Annotated in this window: 12 protein-coding genes and 1 pseudogene; 12 read left to right on the forward strand and 1 reads right to left on the reverse strand. The window is 51.8% G+C overall.

Annotated features, from left to right (window positions below):
• Nucleotides 1-27 precede the first annotated feature (27 nt).
• From FYJ62_RS03795 to FYJ62_RS10740, 9 genes and pseudogenes are all read left to right on the forward strand, one after another.
• Nucleotides 28-2013, forward strand: a complete 1986-nt coding sequence (locus FYJ62_RS03795) for a PTS fructose transporter subunit IIABC (RefSeq protein WP_154547894.1) — start codon at nt 28-30, stop codon at nt 2011-2013.
• Between the two features lie 105 nt (nt 2014-2118).
• Nucleotides 2119-3714 carry an NERD domain-containing protein gene (locus FYJ62_RS03800; protein WP_154547896.1) on the forward strand — a complete coding sequence of 532 codons (1596 nt, stop codon included), beginning with the start codon at nt 2119-2121 and terminating at the stop codon, nt 3712-3714.
• 84 nt (nt 3715-3798) lie between these two features.
• Nucleotides 3799-4056 (forward strand): hypothetical protein, encoded by a 258-nt coding sequence (locus tag FYJ62_RS03805; RefSeq protein ID WP_154547898.1) that lies wholly within the window; start codon nt 3799-3801, stop codon nt 4054-4056.
• 395 nt (nt 4057-4451) lie between these two features.
• Entirely contained in the window at nt 4452-5243 is a 792-nt protein-coding gene (locus FYJ62_RS03810) for a Cof-type HAD-IIB family hydrolase (RefSeq protein ID WP_154547900.1), read from the forward strand.
• A 22-nt stretch (nt 5244-5265) separates the two neighbouring features.
• Nucleotides 5266-5919, forward strand: a complete 654-nt coding sequence (locus FYJ62_RS03815) for a metal ABC transporter ATP-binding protein (protein WP_154547902.1) — start codon at nt 5266-5268, stop codon at nt 5917-5919.
• Complete coding sequence (locus tag FYJ62_RS03820; protein WP_154547904.1) at nt 5919-6716, forward strand: metal ABC transporter permease; 798 nt, start codon at nt 5919-5921, stop codon at nt 6714-6716. Before FYJ62_RS03815 ends, FYJ62_RS03820 begins: the two co-directional genes overlap by 1 nt.
• Before the next feature lie 176 nt (nt 6717-6892).
• A complete protein-coding gene (locus FYJ62_RS03825; RefSeq protein ID WP_154547906.1) occupies nt 6893-7753 on the forward strand; it encodes a zinc ribbon domain-containing protein in 861 nt (286 codons plus the stop codon).
• A 27-nt stretch (nt 7754-7780) separates the two neighbouring features.
• Nucleotides 7781-7849 (forward strand): annotated as a pseudogene (locus tag FYJ62_RS11055) (zinc-ribbon domain-containing protein); the annotation flags it as partial.
• Between the two features lie 3 nt (nt 7850-7852).
• Nucleotides 7853-9244, forward strand: coding sequence for a TcaA second domain-containing protein (locus FYJ62_RS10740; protein ID WP_229771825.1), 1392 nt, complete (start codon nt 7853-7855; stop codon nt 9242-9244).
• 416 nt (nt 9245-9660) lie between these two features.
• On the opposite strand, the gene pepF is transcribed toward FYJ62_RS10740, so the two are convergent.
• Nucleotides 9661-11466 carry an oligoendopeptidase F gene (gene pepF / locus FYJ62_RS03840; protein ID WP_154547908.1) on the reverse strand — a complete coding sequence of 602 codons (1806 nt, stop codon included), beginning with the start codon at nt 11464-11466 and terminating at the stop codon, nt 9661-9663.
• A 181-nt stretch (nt 11467-11647) separates the two neighbouring features.
• Here pepF and FYJ62_RS03845 point away from each other — a divergent pair, with 181 nt between their 5' ends.
• The 3 genes from FYJ62_RS03845 to lanKC all read left to right on the forward strand — a co-directional run bounded on the left by FYJ62_RS03845 (nt 11648) and on the right by lanKC (nt 15564).
• Nucleotides 11648-12793 carry an LCP family glycopolymer transferase gene (locus tag FYJ62_RS03845; RefSeq protein WP_154547910.1) on the forward strand — a complete coding sequence of 382 codons (1146 nt, stop codon included), beginning with the start codon at nt 11648-11650 and terminating at the stop codon, nt 12791-12793.
• Nucleotides 12794-12925: 132 nt separating this feature from the next.
• Nucleotides 12926-13075 (forward strand): hypothetical protein, encoded by a 150-nt coding sequence (locus FYJ62_RS03850; protein ID WP_154547912.1) that lies wholly within the window; start codon nt 12926-12928, stop codon nt 13073-13075.
• A complete protein-coding gene (lanKC, locus tag FYJ62_RS03855) occupies nt 13072-15564 on the forward strand; it encodes a class III lanthionine synthetase LanKC (RefSeq protein WP_154547914.1) in 2493 nt (830 codons plus the stop codon). The genes FYJ62_RS03850 and lanKC overlap by 4 nt, the downstream gene beginning before the upstream one ends.
• Nucleotides 15565-15570: the final 6 nt, after the last annotated feature.

Below are 15570 nucleotides of genomic sequence, written 5' to 3' on the forward strand. Positions count from 1 at the left end.
ACTAATAGCAAGTTATGAGGGAATAAGATGCGTATTAAGGATATCTTAAGTCCAGAATCCATGATTATGGATTTGAAGGCGACGACCAAGGACGAAGCCATTAACGAAATGGCCGACTTGGAAGTTGCCACTGGCATTGTCAACAACAAGGAAAAGTTCGTTGAATCCATCTGGAAGCGGGAAAAGGAAACCACCACTGGGATCGGTGGCGGGATTGCCATGCCTCACGCCAGAAACGAATACATCAACAAGGCCAGAGTCTTGTTTGCCAAGAGCAAGCAAGGTCTTGACTATGAAGCTTTGGACGGGCAGCCAGTCTACCTGTTCTTCATGATCACCGCGCCAGCTGGTGCCGACAACACCCACTTGGAAGCCTTGGCCAAGCTGAGCTCACTTTTGATCAACCCAGACCTGGTTGAAGCCTTGAAGAAGGCGGAAACTCCAGACGAAGTCATGGATCTCTTCAACCAAGCCGAAGCTGCCAAGGACAAGGAAGACGCTGAACGCGAAGCCAAGCTGGCTGCCAAGAAGGAAGCCGCTGCTAAGGCCAAGGCGGAAGGCGAAGCAGAAAAGCCATTGATCGTCGGCGTTACTGCCTGCATCAACGGGATTGCTCACACCTACATGGCTGAAGAAGCTTTGATCAAGGCCGGCGAAAAGCGCGGCGTTGAAGTCCGCATTGAAACCAACGGCTCAGAAGGGGTCAAGCACGAATTGACCGCTGACGAAATCAAGCGGGCCAAGGGTGTCATCATTGCTTCCGACAAGCAGGTCAAGATGGCCCGCTTTGACGGCAAGGAACTGGTTAAGCACCCAGTCGTTGACGGGATCAACAAGCCAGACCAATTGGTAGACGACATCTTGTCCGGCAAGGGCAGCGTCTACCATGCTGAAGCCGGTGAAGCCAGCGAAAGCTCAGCTTCAAGCGACGGCAGCGTTTGGTCAACTATCTACCGGCACCTGATGAGCGGGATTTCCCACATGCTTCCGTTCGTTATCGGTGGTGGTATCTTGATGGCCATCTCCTTCCTGGTGGAACAATACATGGGTGGTGCCAAGAGTCCAGCCTTCATCTTCTTGAACTCAGCTGGTAACCTGGCCTTCGCCTTCATGGTTCCAGTTCTGGCCGGCTACATTGCTGAATCAATCGGCGACTTGCCAGCCCTGATGCCTGGTTTCGTCGGCGGGTTCATGGCCTCAATCACCAACTCTTCATTGGGTGGTTCTTACGCCGTTAACGTCAACGCCAAGGCTGCTTCACCAGCCGGCTTCCTGGGCGGGATCGCCATCGGTTTCATTGCCGGTTACCTGATTCTGGGCCTCAAGAAGCTCTTCGCTAAGTTGCCGAAGAACGTTGAAGGCATGAAGCCAATGCTGCTCTACCCAATCTTTGGTTTGCTCCTTGTAGCCTTGATCATGTACTACATCGTCAACCCAATCTTTGGTGCCTTGAACACGGTGATCACCAGCTTCCTGAACGGCATGGGCACTGGCAACCTGGTACTTTTGACCACGATTCTGGCCGGCATGATGAGTATCGACATGGGTGGTCCTTTCAACAAGGCTGCTTACGTCTTTGCTTCAGGTGCCTTCGCCAACGACCCAACTTCCAAGACTTCAGCCATCTTGATGGCTGCCGTTATGGTCGGCGGGATGGTTGCCCCATTTGCAACGGCGATCGCAACTGCTTTCTTCAAGAACAAGTTTACTGAAGACGAACGCCGGGCCGGCGTGTCCAACTGGATCTTGGGCTTCTCCTTTATCACTGAAGGGGCCATCCCATTCGCCAGTGCTGACCCACTGCACGTTATCGTATCTTCAATCATCGGCAGTGCTGTCGGTGGTGCCCTGGTTGGTTTGTGGCACGTTGGCGTGCCAGCACCACACGGTGGTTTCTGGGTAATCGCCTTGTCAACCAACTGGTTTGGCTACTTTGCAGCCGTAGCGATCGGCTCAATCGTCGCTGCTTTGATCATGGGCTTTTGGAAGAAGCCAGTTGACCAAAAGAACTAATTTTCTCAAATAAAAGAACTCGGATTTTTCCGAGTTCTTTTTTTAGGTAAAAATCGCTTCTTTCGTGTAATAGTCAGTAGAGAGACTAAGCAAAGGAGCAATCTTATGGAACGAATTTGGACAAATTGGTACCTGGCCAGTGAAGAAGTTGAAAATGACGCCGTCGTGCAATCGGCCCAGGCGGCTGAACAGCTGATCAATCCGGACTATGACCACACCCGGCAGCTGTCTGATCAGAATTTGGCTGGGGTGCGCGAGCTGAACGGCTTGCTGGTCAGCTATAACCAGCTGGGGGCGGACCAGGCAGCGACTTTGACGCAAGAGCAGTTGGTGAATGCGGAAAATCTATTAGCGGGCGCGGCGGGTGAGTGGCTAGTCGATCAGGCGGTCAAGTCCGTCGCGGCGGCGTTTTTTCATAATGTGATCCTGCCCTGCAAATATGATAGAAATCGGCCAGTTGGCGACAACCAAATTGATAATTTGGTGATTACCAGTACCGGCATTTATTGTATTGAAGTCAAGGTGCGCAAAATTGCGGGGAAGCTTTTCGACTTTAACCGGCTGGGCCGGGGCATTTATGATCAGATTAGCTACCACAAGGAGGCGCTGACGCAAGTCCTGCAGCCAATGGGGATCAGTCCCAATTTTATTAAGACGATTGTGGTGGTGATCAACCGGCTGGGGAATGATGACTTCAAGCTGAAGAACCAGGAGGATCTGCAACGGGCTGGTTCGCAGGTGGTCAAGCTGTCGGTCTTGAACCTGTTTTTGAGCAATGACGGGTTCGCCTTGCTGAATCAGCAGCAGATCCAGGCAATTGAGCAGGCGATTCAAAGTCAGCGCCTGCCTGATCGGCGGACCTATCCAGCCAATGTCCGTTTTAAGTTGACGCAGGCGCATCTGGATAAAGCCAGACAAATTAGCCAGGCTGTCAGGCTTGGAATTCCGCTTGCGCAGAACGTGACGTATCATGGGCGGTTAAATGATTATCCGCTCACGGGCTTGACCGGGAAGCAGCAGAATATGTTGTGGCTGATCGTGGGCCGGCTTTATGGCTTCGGGTGCGGCACGCTCCAGCTGACCCGAAGTGAGTTGCGGACTGGGGCTGGCTATGGCGGGCGTGATTTTTTGCGGCTGGATCAGCAGTTAAGCGAATTGGCTGAGTTCATGCAACAGAGCAAGCTTTTTCAAAAGGCTAAGTATGAAGACAAGAAATTGACGGTCAGCGTTAGCAAGAAGTACTCGTTCCTGTTTAACGGCTGCACGAAGGACTTCACCTGCTGGAATTATCAATTGCTGCGCCGAATCAGCCTGAACAACGCCAAGACTTTGTTCCGCAAGCTGCTGCAAGCTTCAGCAGCCGGCTGCTACCAGGTGCCCTTTGAGCAGCTGCGGGAAATTCTGGCAGTGCCGGATAGCTATTCGAATTATGAGGTAATGAGGAATAAGATTAAGCCCGCTGTACTTCAACTGGTACCATTTTTTGGCAACTTGAGCTACGAAGTGGTCAAGAGCGGCAAAGCGAATAAAATGGTTGGGATAACTTTCACTTTTGATAAGTTTTCGCCGGAGGAACTGTTGACTTTAAGAGGATGGCACAAATATTCAACCAATATTTCTGCTAATTCGCATTTATCTCTAACCGAGCAACTGGAAGCTGAGAAAATTTTAGAAAAGAATTTCGGAGATTGTTTGAAGTAGGTTTTAGGTTCATGTGGTTCAGTAAAAACTGGGGTTAAAATTTTTGAAAAAGGTCGTGGTTCAGTAAAAAGCGGGGTTAAAATTTTGGGAAAAGGTCGTGGTTCAGTAAAAAGCGGGGTTAAAATTTGGGGAAAAGGTCGTGGTTCAGTAAAAAGCGGGGCTAAAATTTTTGAAAAAGGCCGTGGCTCAGTAAAAAGCGGGGTTAAAATTTTTGAAAAAGATCGTGGTTCAGTAAAAAGCGGGGCTCGAAAAACGAAAAAGGGCTGTGGTTCAGTAGAAAACGGGGCTCGAAAAACGAAAAAAGGACTGTGGTTCAGTAAAAAACGGGGCTCGAAGCGATGAACTATCCCCGCTTTTACCGTAGCCAGGGCCAAATCCCGCAAAACTGTCCCCGTTTTTACCGTAGCCAGGTCCAAATCCCGCAAAACTGTCCCCGTTTTTACCGTAGCCAGGTCCAAATCCCGCAAAACTGTCCCCGCTTTTACCGTAGCCACGTCCAAATCCTGCAAAACTATCCCCGTTTTTACCGTAGCCACGTCCAAATTACACAAAACTATCCCCGTTTTTACCGTAGCCAGGTCCAAATCCCGCAAAACTGTCCCCGCTTTTACCGTAGCCACAGCCAAACTCCCGCACTGTCCCCCGTGAGCCCGCAATTTTGCAAGGAGGGCGAAATTTTGGTATTCTATAACGTTAAAGATCTTTTAGCGAAAAAGCAGTTAGGAAGGAAGAAAAAAATGATCAAATTGCTTGCAACTGACATGGACGGAACTTGGCTGACTTCCAAGAAAACCTATGACCACGCCAAGTTCGCGCGAATTATGCAGCTGTGCCGGGAGCAGGGGGTCAAGTTCGTCGTGGCATCTGGCAACCAGTACTACAACCTGCTCACCCGCTTCCCTAAGGAATACCTGCCTGAAATGTATTTCGTGGCAGAAAACGGGTCCTTTGTCTTGAAAGGGCGGGAAGTCCTGAACATCGTGGACCTGGACCCTGATGAAATGCGCACGATGAAGCAGATTGAAAAAAAGTACGGCAGCCGGCCCAGCGTCTGGGGCGGGGTGCACAGCGCCTACAGCCTGAAGAGCTACGGGGACGAATACTACCGCTACCTGACCCAGTTCTTCGAGAAGCTGACCATGCTGGACAGCTACGAGGGAATTGACGACCGCTTCTTCAAGTACACGCTGTCCACCAAGCCTGGCGAGTCCTCGGATTTTGCCAAGCAGCTCAAGCGCGAGTTCCCAAGCCTGGACATGGTGGCAGGGTCGGACACGGCCGTCGACATCAGCAAGGTCGGCATGAACAAGTCCGTCGGTCTCAAGCTCCTGGGCCAGCGCTACAACATTTCGCCAAGCGAGATGGTGGCCTTTGGCGATGGTGGCAACGACGTGGCGATGATGGAATACGCCGGGACCAGCTACGCGACGGCCAGTGCCTTGCCGGAAGCCAAGCGGGCCGCGACGGCAATCATTGGCTCCAGCGAAGACAGCGCCGTTCAGGACAAGATGCTGGAATTGTTGAGCTAGGCAAGACTAGAAAGGAAAAATAATGGCCAAAGCCTTAAATGTTGTCGATCTGACAATGAGATTTGATGACCACGAAATTTTTAAAAAGCTGAACTTCTCCCTGGAAGAGGGCTCCATGACCGCGCTCCTGGGCCCAAACGGGGCCGGGAAGACTACGCTGGTGCGGATCCTGCTGGGGATGCTCAGCCCAGCCAAGGGCTACTTCGAAATGGCTGATGACATCAGGGTCGGCTACGTGCCCCAGTTCAGAAACATCGACCCGGACTACCCGCTGTCGATCCAGTCTTTTATCGAGCTGAACACCCCGGTCTTTAAGAGCGCTAAGGTCAAGCAGGAAGTCAGCCACATTCTTCAGGAGACCCACCTGAAAGGCCTGGCCAAGACCCGGATGGGCGAGGCGTCCGGCGGGCAAAAGCAGCGGGCCTACCTGGCCCAGGCCCTTTTGGACAAGCCCAACTTCATCATCTTGGATGAGGCCACGGCCAGCCTGGACCCCAAAGCCAAGGAAGAATTGATGAACCTGATCCAGCACCTGAACCGCGAGCACGGGATGACCGTCTTGTTCGTTACCCACGACATCCCTTTGGCCCGCCGCTACATGAAAGACTACCTGTACCTGAGCGACGGGACCATTCGCCAGGGGAAGATGGAAGATTTTAAGGAGAGTTTCAACTGATGTTTGCTTACGAGTTCATGCGCAATGCCTTTTGGGCGGCGACCTTCATCGCCATCACCTGCGGGGTGGTCGGCGTCTACGTCGTCGCCCGCAATTTCAGCTTTTTGGCTCACACCTTGTCGGAAATCGGCTTCGCTGGCGCGGCCTTTGCCGTCTTGATGGGGATGCAGCCGCTGACGGGGATGCTGATTTTTGCCCTTCTGGGCTCAATCGGGGTCGGGGAGCTGTCGATCAGAAGCGAGCAGAAGGAGTCCGCGATTTCCGCGATTTCCGCCTTCTTCGTCGGCCTGGGGGTCTTGTTCCTCTCCTTGTCCGACTCCGCCAGCTCCTACGCCACGGACATCCTGTTTGGCTCCATCATTGGGGTCAGTCCAAAAAGCGTCCTGCAGCTGGTCGTCTTGTCCGTGGTCGTGCTCTTGATCATCTTCTCGATCCAGCGCCAGCTCAACTACGACTCTTTTGACCACATCGGCGCCCAGGCCCACCACATCAACACGGGCCTGGTCGGGGTCGCCTTCCTGGTTGCCCTGGCCATGGCCGTGTCGATCGGCTCACAGGTCGTGGGCTCCATGCTGGTCTTCATCCTGCTGACCATGCCGTCGTCCACCGCCCGCTACCTGGGCCGGTCTATCCCCAGCATGCTGGGCTGGTCGGTCGGCCTGGCCCTGTTTGGGGTTTGGTCCGGCTTGATCCTGGGCTACATTACCAACTGGCCGGTCACCTTCTTCATTTCATTAATTGAGGTAACGGCTTACCTGCTGGTTTACTTCACCCACGCCAGAAAGAAGCGGGCGTAAGCAAATATAGAATTTTAATAATCATCAATACACGGTCTCTGCGCTTTTGGGAAACTGTGTATTTTATTTTGCTAATATAATTCCCTAAAAATAGTTTATTATCATCTTGAAAAAGCTTGCTTTTATATGTTATCTTTTTCTTAAAAGTATTAATTTTTTATAAAAGTGGAGGACTAATGATGAAAGAATGTCCGAATTGTCACGCTGAAATGGGAGCAAATGTCAATTTCTGTACTAATTGCGGAACTGACCTGCGCCAAGTAGCGGTAAGCGAGGAAAAGCCTGCCCCAGCAGCGCCTGAACCAAAAGCAGCACCTGTACAGGAAGCTGAAGTGAAAGCGGAAAGTCAGGCCAGCGGCCAAGCTAAAAATGTGCTGTCCAGCGGCCAAGCTAAAAATGTGCTGTCCACATACTGGCAGTGGCTGCTACATGCTTGGAAGAAGCCGGCTGAGGCGGTGGCCGCTGAAAAGTGGTACGGCTTGACGACCTTGATTTTGGAAGACTTGCTTTTCATATTGGCAGGGCTTACGGGCATGAACAAGCTGGCTAGTTCATTAATAACAAAATACCCATATTTTTCATCGGTTATTACTGAGTTAAAGTCTAGCTTCTCTTCGTATGTAATAATCAGTGTCGTGCTGGGGCAAGTGGTAGTTTTGGCTATCAACTACTTTGCCATGAAGCGTTTTGCCAAGTCTGAATTTGACTTTTTGGGATATCTCAACCGGTATGCTCACTTATCGGCTTACAGTTTGATCTTGAATGTTTTGTTCTGGCTTTTTGCTTTGACGGGCAGCCTGGTCCTGCAGGAAATTGCGCTCGGTATGACGGCAGTCGTTGGCTTCCTTGCTTTGATTTATGTTTTGCTGGAAGAAAAGGCGGAAAAAATCGACCAGATGCAGTTCGCGCTTGTGATCTCAATCATTGTTTTGATTATAGTTATGATTGTGGTCAACATGTTCTTCAAGGAATTCGTGTCCAAGATCGCGTCTGTCACTAATCAGGAGATTAACTCGCTGCTTGGCAATAGTTACTAAGATGTATCGAAGTGAGAGGAAGCAAAAATGATCTACTGCGCTAAATGCGGCGCCCCAAACCAAGCTAATGCCACTTTCTGCGCCAAATGCGGGGAAAAGTTGGTTAAACCGGCACAGCCAAGCCAGCCAACTCAGCCAGTCCAGCAGGTTCAACCAGTTCAACAGGTTCAGCAAGTCCAACCTGTTAAGCCAGCTAAAACCGTCAAAAAGCGGGCCAACCTCAAGCAGACCCGGAAGTGGAAGAAGCCAATCTTGATCACCGCTGCTGTCTTGCTGGTCCTTTTGGCTGGTTACGGCTTTGGTAAGTCTTACTACGCCAAGGACAAACAGATCGACAGAATCATCAGCGCGCTGAAGGACCCAAGCCAGGATCTGTCGCCTTACGTTAAAACTGACGACAGCAGCTTCCAGTTGACCAAGAAGAGCGTACGGCCGCTGCAAACATACTACAAGGAAAACAAGACCGCAGCTAATAACCTGGGCAGTAAGTGGAAGAATCAGGAAGAACTTGATGCCAGCTTTAAGAAATCCGTTTCTTTAGGTGAGGATGGCCACTACTTTTTCCTTTTTCCGAAATACAAGCTCATGGTCAAAACTTATTCGCCAACGGTCGTGACCAACCACAAAAATTCCACGATCAAGATGAACGGGAAAGACGTGGGCAAGCTGTCTGCGTCTGGTGACTACTACCAAAAGAAGCTGGACCCGGTAATCGCTGGCCGCTATACCTTCTCAGTTTCAGCCAACTTGAGCGGGAAGACCATTTCACCTAGCCCGGTTAAGCTGGACCTCTTCAGCAACCACCAGGTCAGCCTGAACATCACCACGGGCAGCTTCAAGGTCAGCAGCGTGCCTAACGGGGAAGTCTACATCAACGACAAGAAGGTGGCCGACCTGGACGACAAGGGCCAGGCCAGCTTCAAGGACTACCAGATCACGTCAGGGATGAGCCTCTATGTGAAAAAGTCCGGCATCGGCAAGTCAGATACGATCCACAATTTTGACCAGTACGTGACTGCCCCAGCTGACCAGGAAAATGACAGTGACGATGACTATGACAGCGATGACGATAGCAGCGACCAAATCAAGGCCGTCAACGGCAGCTGGGTCCTGACCCCGTCCTGGCCAGGCCTGGCAAGCAGCGAAGACGCTGAAGACCTCCTCCAGGATATTTGGGATGACAACGACAGCAAAGACTGGGTCAACGGCAGCAGCAATACCGGCTACCTCAGCATCAAGAAGCTGCACGACAACTGGGATGACTCTGACTCAGTCTCCGAATACAACGAAGTCGTCAAAGTCCTGTCTACTAGCCCGGCCGGCAGCGGCAAGACTTACGTCAACTACAAGGTCACCCACAACCTCTCTTACACCGGTGACAAGGATGACACCAGCGTGACTGACACTTACCAAAACGGGATCATCAGCAAGGACAGCGACGGCGACTACGTTTTGGAAAAATTAGGTACGCCTAACGCCAAGAAAAATTAGGTACGCCTAACGCCAAATATCAAAATTTTTTAAATCTTTTTTGCCGATCAATAGAGGCAACCTTATTAGCAAACTACTTTGTGAAAAAATATATAGAGCCCCGCAATAGCGGGGCTTTTTGGGATCCTTCTTTTAGCAAACAAAAATATTGTGAAATAAATTCAAGTATGGGCGCTGATATATCAACGTTTTAAGCCAATATTCACATGAATTTTAAACGCTTTCATGTACAATAATCCTTGTGAAAAATACTTATAGAAGGAGTTATCTGAATGTGAGTTAACTTCATTAAGGGATTAAATTTCAGTTATAGTAAATAAGCATAAGCATCAAAATTAATAAATCGCATAACAAAAGCTGCTCTCCGCGTGCAATTGGAGAGCAGCTTTTTTGGTCTTTAAGTTTTTAAGCCAGGCTTACTTGTGCAGGCCCTTGATCAGGTCGGTGAATTCGTTCAGGCGCCGTGCGAAAGTCGTGAAGGCGTCTTCCAGATAGTCGGCCTTAGTCATGTCCACGCCGGCCTTTTGCATCGTTTCCAGCGGGAAGGCGGAGGAGCCGGACTTCAGGAAGCCCAGGTAGTTGGACCGATCCTGGTCGCTCCCATAGGACACCTTGTTGGCCAAAGCAGTCGCGGCCGCGAAGCCGGTAGCGTACTGGTAGACGTAGAAGTCGTAGTAGAAGTGGGGAATCCGGGCCCATTCCTTGTCGATGTCGCTGCCCGGGGTCATGGCCTCCCCGTAGTAGGCTTGGTTCAAGTCCCCGTAGTTGCCGTTCAAAAAGTCGGCCGTCAGCGGCTGCCCGTTTTGGTCGCTTTCATGGATGAACTGCTCGAATTCCGCGAACTGGGTTTGCCGGTAGACGGTCCCCTTGAAGGAGTCCAGGTAGTAGTTGAGCAGGGCGGCTCTTTCCTTTGGGTCCTCCGTGTGGTCCAGCAGGTAGTTGGTGAGCAGGTTTTCGTTGGTCGTTGAAGCAATTTCGGCCAAAAAGATCGGGTAGTCCCCGTAAACGTAAGGCTGACTCTCCCGGGTGTACATGCTGTGGACGGAGTGGCCCGTCTCGTGGACCAGGGTGTAGAGGGAGTCCAGGTCGTCCTGCCAGTTGATCAGCTCGTAGGCGTCAGTGTCGTAGGCCCCGCCGGAGTAGGCCCCGCTTTGCTTGTGGCGGTTTTCGACGAAGTCGATGCAGCGGTTGTCGAACAGGTAGTCCACGTGCTTTAAGTAGTCCTGGCCCATCGGCGCCAGGGCAGTTTTGGCGATCTTTTTGGCAGAAGCGAAGCTGTAAGTCTGGGATGGCTTGCCGGTGATCGGCACGTACATGTCCCACATCTGCAGGTCATCCAGGCCCAGGATTTCCTTGCGCAAGGCCACGTAGCGGTGGAGCAGGTCCAGGTGGTCATGGACGCTGGCCACCAGCTGGTCGTAGACCTCGACGGGAACGTTGTTGGCGGCTAAGGCCGCGCTTCTGGCGTCCGGGTAGCGGTGGACCTGGGCGTTGAAGTTGTGGGCCTTGACCACGCCGGCCAAGGTTGAAGCAAAAGTATTCTCAAACTGGGCGTAGCTGGAGTAGAGGGCCCCGAAGGCATCTTCTCTGACTTCCCGCTTCTGGGACTGGATCAAGATGCTGTAGCTGCCGTCAGTCAGCTGGATGGCCTGGCCGTCTTCGTCTTCAACGTAAGGGAATTCCAGGTCGGAATTGGACAGGACGTTGAAGGTATTGGTGGAAGAGGCCAAGGCGTCGCTGGCTTGGGAGAAGACGGCTTCTTCCTTGGCGGACAGGACGTGGGCGCTTTGGGTCCGGATTTTGTCCAAAAAGTGGCGGTAGTCTTCCAGGCGCGGCTCTTGCCGGTAGCGCTCAGCCAGCTCTTCCCCGGACAAGGCCAGGATGGCTGATTCCAAGAAGGAGATCTGGGCCTGGTAGTCGCTGGCCAGGGTTTGGGCCTTGGCGGCATAGCCCAAGTAGTGCTGGTTGCTGGTGTCGACGTCAGAAGCTAAAGTGGCGTAAGAATAGTATTTGGACAAGCGGCGGTCCAGGGCAAAAATCTTGCTCAAGCCCTCGTACAGGGCGGTGCCGTTATCCGTCAGCCCGTCAGCGACGTGGGCGATCGCGGCGATGTCTTTGGCCAAGGCACTGCCGTCGGCTTCCCAGGCCGCGTCGTCTGGATAGATGCGGGTCAGGTCCCAGGTGTCTTGAACTGGGACTTGGTCGCGGGTTGGAATTTCCATAAATGATTCCTCTTTTCTAATTGCAGTTTTTTCCTCAATATGCTTGTATTCTACTACATTTGCGTGTTCCTGCCTAAAAAATAAGATACTATAAACATTGCCTGCTTTTAGTTTATCTTACGGGAAATAAGTGAGAAAATATTTTTTGATTGATTAGGATTTAGGAAGGAAACGGCGATTGATGGATAATGGAAACCGGCAGCGCCACAAGACGACAGACAAGCTTTTCCGCAACGTGACTCTGGTCAAGGTAGATCTGATTGACAAGCCGCGCCGCAAGGGGGCGGTATTTGGGCTGGTCTTGACCTTCCTGGTCCTGGTCGCGGCTACTTGGGGGGCACATGCCTACTTTACCCTGCACGCGACCGTGTCGCAGATGAGCCAGGGGAACACGAACACCGCGACCAGCGCCAAGATCGCGGCCCGGAAGCCGATTTCCATCTTGGTTTTAGGGGTGGACCAGGGGATTGAGGGACGCCATGACCAAGGCAATTCGGACACCATCATTCTGGTGACCGCCAACCCGCAGACCAAGAAGGCCACGATGACCTCGATTCCGCGGGACACTTTGACGGAGATCCTGGGGGAGACGAGCGCGAAGAGCTACTTCATGTTTAAGGTCAACTCGGCTTACCAGTTCGGGGGCAGCCACGGGTCCGTGAAGACGGTCTCTGCCTTGTTGAACGTGCCAGTCGACTACTATCTGGAGGTCAACATGAAGGCTTTGAAGAGCCTGGTTGACGCTTTGGGTGGGGTCGACGTGCAGGTTCCGTTCAGCTTCAGCTATGACTGGTGCGATTTCCGCAAGGGCAAGCAGCACCTTAACGGCCGCCATGCCGTGGCCTATGCCCGCATGCGCTATGACGACCCTAAGGGGGACTATGGCCGGCAGATGCGGCAAAGGCAGATCATTCAGGCCGTGTTAAAGAAGGCCTTGAGCGTCAACGGCCTGGCCAACTACCAGAAGCTGCTGAAAATTTTTGCCAAATACGTGAAGACGGACCTGACTTTTGGCGACATGACCAGTCTGGCCTTGAACTACCGGGGCGCGGCCAGAAACGTGACCAGCGGCTACATCCAAGGGCACGACGCGATGATCTCCGGGACCAGCTTCCAGATTGCCTCAACTGAGGAATTGCAGAAGTGGTCGGACAAGCTGCGAAAGAGCCTGGGCCTGGCGCCTCAGACCCTGGCCAACCAGGAAACCCGGCAGAATAGTCTGAACGAGTCCCATAACGGGATCGACTTCTCCAAGAGCGATACCTTTACCGATTATACAATCTACGATGCCAATTCCGTTACGCCAAGAAACTCGGATTCTTGGTAGTGATGACAATCATGCCTCTAGCTTAGCTAGGGGTATTTTTTTTGCGCTTATGAGCCTTTTTTGCCCGATAATGACTTCTTGAAAAAAGCAAGAGGGAAGGCACTAAACTAGTAGACAAAAGGAGGCAGAAAAATGGAAAACCTGATTGACGAAATTTTGAATTTGCAGCTGAAGAAGGCTAAGAAGGATAAAAACGGCGACGTCCGCCGCAGCTTGATTTGCTTTCACACCATTTATGGCAGCTTTTACGGCTTTTTTGACAACTTGTTCAAGTTAAAATGAAGTACGCAATCGAGGACTATGTTCCCTTTCTCTTGGCTGAAAAGAGCAGCTTTTTTGAAGACGCGGCACCTAAAATGCAGCCTTACCAGGTGAAGCCGCCAGCAGGCTGGCAGACCTGGAGTGACCGCCACTGGACCTACTTGTTGGTGCCAGGCAAGCTGCCGGCGCAGGGCTGGAAGATCCACTTGTCAGCCGGATACAAGGACGAAGAAGGTCTTTTAAGGGCAGCAGCTGACTATCTTTTTAAGCAAAAAATCAGCTTCAAGTTCACGGTCAGCCGGGGCGAATGGATCGTCAAAAACTCCAAAAACGCTGACCGGACTGAGTCGGGTAAGTTTATCACGGCTTATCCAAAGGATACGGAACAGTTCAAGCAGGCCGCGGCTGACCTGTCGGCTTTAACTAGTGAGTATGAATTAGGACCCTATATCCTGTCTGACAAGCGGTATAAAACAAGCAATGTTTATTACCGCTATGGAGCCTTTAAGGAGCTCCGCGATGAGGCGGGCAACTATTGCATAAGGGACGAGCAAGGTCGTCTGGTCATCGACCAACGTTTGCCTTATTACTTGCAGCCAGATTTCGTGTCAGATCCTTTTCCTGCTGAAAAAGAGGCAGGCCGCGGCGATTTTTCTCGCTTGAGTCAGTACCATATTTCGTCAGCCTTGCTTTTTAGCAATGCCGGCGGGATCTACCTGGGGCGAAAAGCTGGGCAGAAGTACTTGATTAAGGAAGGCCGGCAGGGGGCCGGGATTGACGCGAACCTGCAGGATGGCTTCAGCCGGATCAAGCATGAAGCAGAGCTCTTAAGGCAGCTGCAAGACTCAACCTATGTTGTTAAGCTGCGGGATTCTTTCCAGGTCTGGATTCATTATTATCTGGTCGAGGACTATCTGCCAGCAGAAAACTTGGACCAGCTGATCAAGGAAAAGTATCCTTTCCGGCAAGATCATGGCCGCTATCTGAAAATGGTAAAAAAGCTGGCCAAGCAGCTGCTTGCGGCGGTCGAAGACATCCACCGGCGGGGGATAGCCATTGGCGACCTGCAGCCGGGCAATGTTCTCTTAAGCAAAAAAGGCCCGGTCCTGGTCGATTTTGAACAGGCGGGGCCACTTGACCAGACTTATGAACCAGGCTTGTCCACGCCAGGTTTCAGCGACCAGCGGGCCAAGACCCTGGGCCAGCAGGATTGGCTGTCCTTGTACAAAATGATTGAATACACCCTTTTGCCGGTCATCGACGTCAGTCATTTGGCCAAAAAGCCGGAAGCAAGCGAAGCGGTCAGGCTAGAAAATCTGGACCAGGCAGCGGGAGATTTTTTGCGGAAATTCAAAAGAGAGTGTTTTGAAAAAGCTGACTTGACTTTGCCAGACTTGCCAGCCGCGGCAGGGCGGAAATCCCTGGACCAACTGATTGAGGGCATCGCGAGCGGGATCGACGCAAATATCGATTGGACAAGTCAGCGTTTGATCAAGGGCGATATTGCTCAGTTTATTGAGCCGGCAGGGATGCTGAATATTGAAAATGGAGCGCTGGGCCTGGGCCTGGTCTTGTCCGCTTTGCCGGAAGACCGGGAGCTTTTTAAAAAGTGGTGCCTGGACAATCAAAAGGCAATTTGCCAGGCAAGTGAAATGGAGCCAGGCCTCTTTACCGGCGCGGCCGGGATGGGGGCAGTCCTGTATTCAGAAGTTGACCAGGAACTAGGCAAGAAGTTGATCGATGGAATTGAAGTTGACCAGATGACTGACTTGTCGCTAGAGAGCGGCTTGGCGGGGATAGGTCTGGCCAAATTGTCCCTGCAGCTGCTTGAACCAGATGAGGCGAGAAAGCAGGAGCTGGTAAAAGTTGCCCAACAGATACTGGCTGGCTATGACGCTTGGGAGGAAGCGGGTCTGCTTACTGGAAAATTAGGGATGCTCCTTTACCTCGAAAAAACTGGCAAGTACTTAAACGAAACTGATTTAGTAAGAGCCGCTGGAAAAAAGCTGGCCGCCTTTTTAGAGCAGGAAGTCAGCCAGATAAAAGGCGGAACTTTTTTAAAAGGCGTGGTCAATGGCGAGGAAAGCTACCTGCCCTACCTTAATTCTGGCTCCTGCGGCTTGCTCCTGGTTTTGCTGGAATTCGCGAAAGACGGGGTCAAGGTCAAAGGCGGCAGCAGGATGATCAAGGACTTGATCGCGACTAACCGGGTTAAATTAGCCTACATGAATGGCTTGTTTGACGGCTTCGCGGGTCTTATGCTGGGGGACATCGCGGCAGAAAGTCTGGGCTATGAGGGCTTTTTGGACGAAAAACTGCAGTACTTGGCCAACTACCTGGTCTTTGATGAAGACAGGATTTTGCTTCCTGGGGTCTATGGCTTGAAAAATTCCCTGGACCTGGCCACCGGTGCGGTTGGAGTTTTGGCTATCTTGCTGGGGGCCAGAGACCACAATTGGGGCAAGTGGCTGCCAGTCATTGGGAATGAAAAATTCTTGTTTGCGGATTAGAAAAGA

This window comes from Lactobacillus porci (assembly GCF_009695985.1).
Lineage (GTDB): Bacteria > Bacillota > Bacilli > Lactobacillales > Lactobacillaceae > Lactobacillus > Lactobacillus absianus.

Bases quoted from the DNA above. Each gene is read 5' to 3' on its own strand.
- FYJ62_RS03795 (WP_154547894.1), top strand. From the start codon at position 28: ATGCGTATTAAGGATATCTTAAGTCCAGAATCCATGATTATGGATTTG.
- FYJ62_RS03800 (WP_154547896.1), top strand. From the start codon at position 2,119: ATGGAACGAATTTGGACAAATTGGTACCTGGCCAGTGAAGAAGTTGAA.
- FYJ62_RS03810 (WP_154547900.1), top strand. From the start codon at position 4,452: ATGATCAAATTGCTTGCAACTGACATGGACGGAACTTGGCTGACTTCC.
- FYJ62_RS03815 (WP_154547902.1), top strand. From the start codon at position 5,266: ATGGCCAAAGCCTTAAATGTTGTCGATCTGACAATGAGATTTGATGAC.
- FYJ62_RS03820 (WP_154547904.1), top strand. From the start codon at position 5,919: ATGTTTGCTTACGAGTTCATGCGCAATGCCTTTTGGGCGGCGACCTTC.
- FYJ62_RS03825 (WP_154547906.1), top strand. From the start codon at position 6,893: ATGATGAAAGAATGTCCGAATTGTCACGCTGAAATGGGAGCAAATGTC.
- pepF (WP_154547908.1), bottom strand. From the start codon at position 11,466: ATGGAAATTCCAACCCGCGACCAAGTCCCAGTTCAAGACACCTGGGAC.
- FYJ62_RS03845 (WP_154547910.1), top strand. From the start codon at position 11,648: ATGGATAATGGAAACCGGCAGCGCCACAAGACGACAGACAAGCTTTTC.
- FYJ62_RS03850 (WP_154547912.1), top strand. From the start codon at position 12,926: ATGGAAAACCTGATTGACGAAATTTTGAATTTGCAGCTGAAGAAGGCT.
- lanKC (WP_154547914.1), top strand. From the start codon at position 13,072: ATGAAGTACGCAATCGAGGACTATGTTCCCTTTCTCTTGGCTGAAAAG.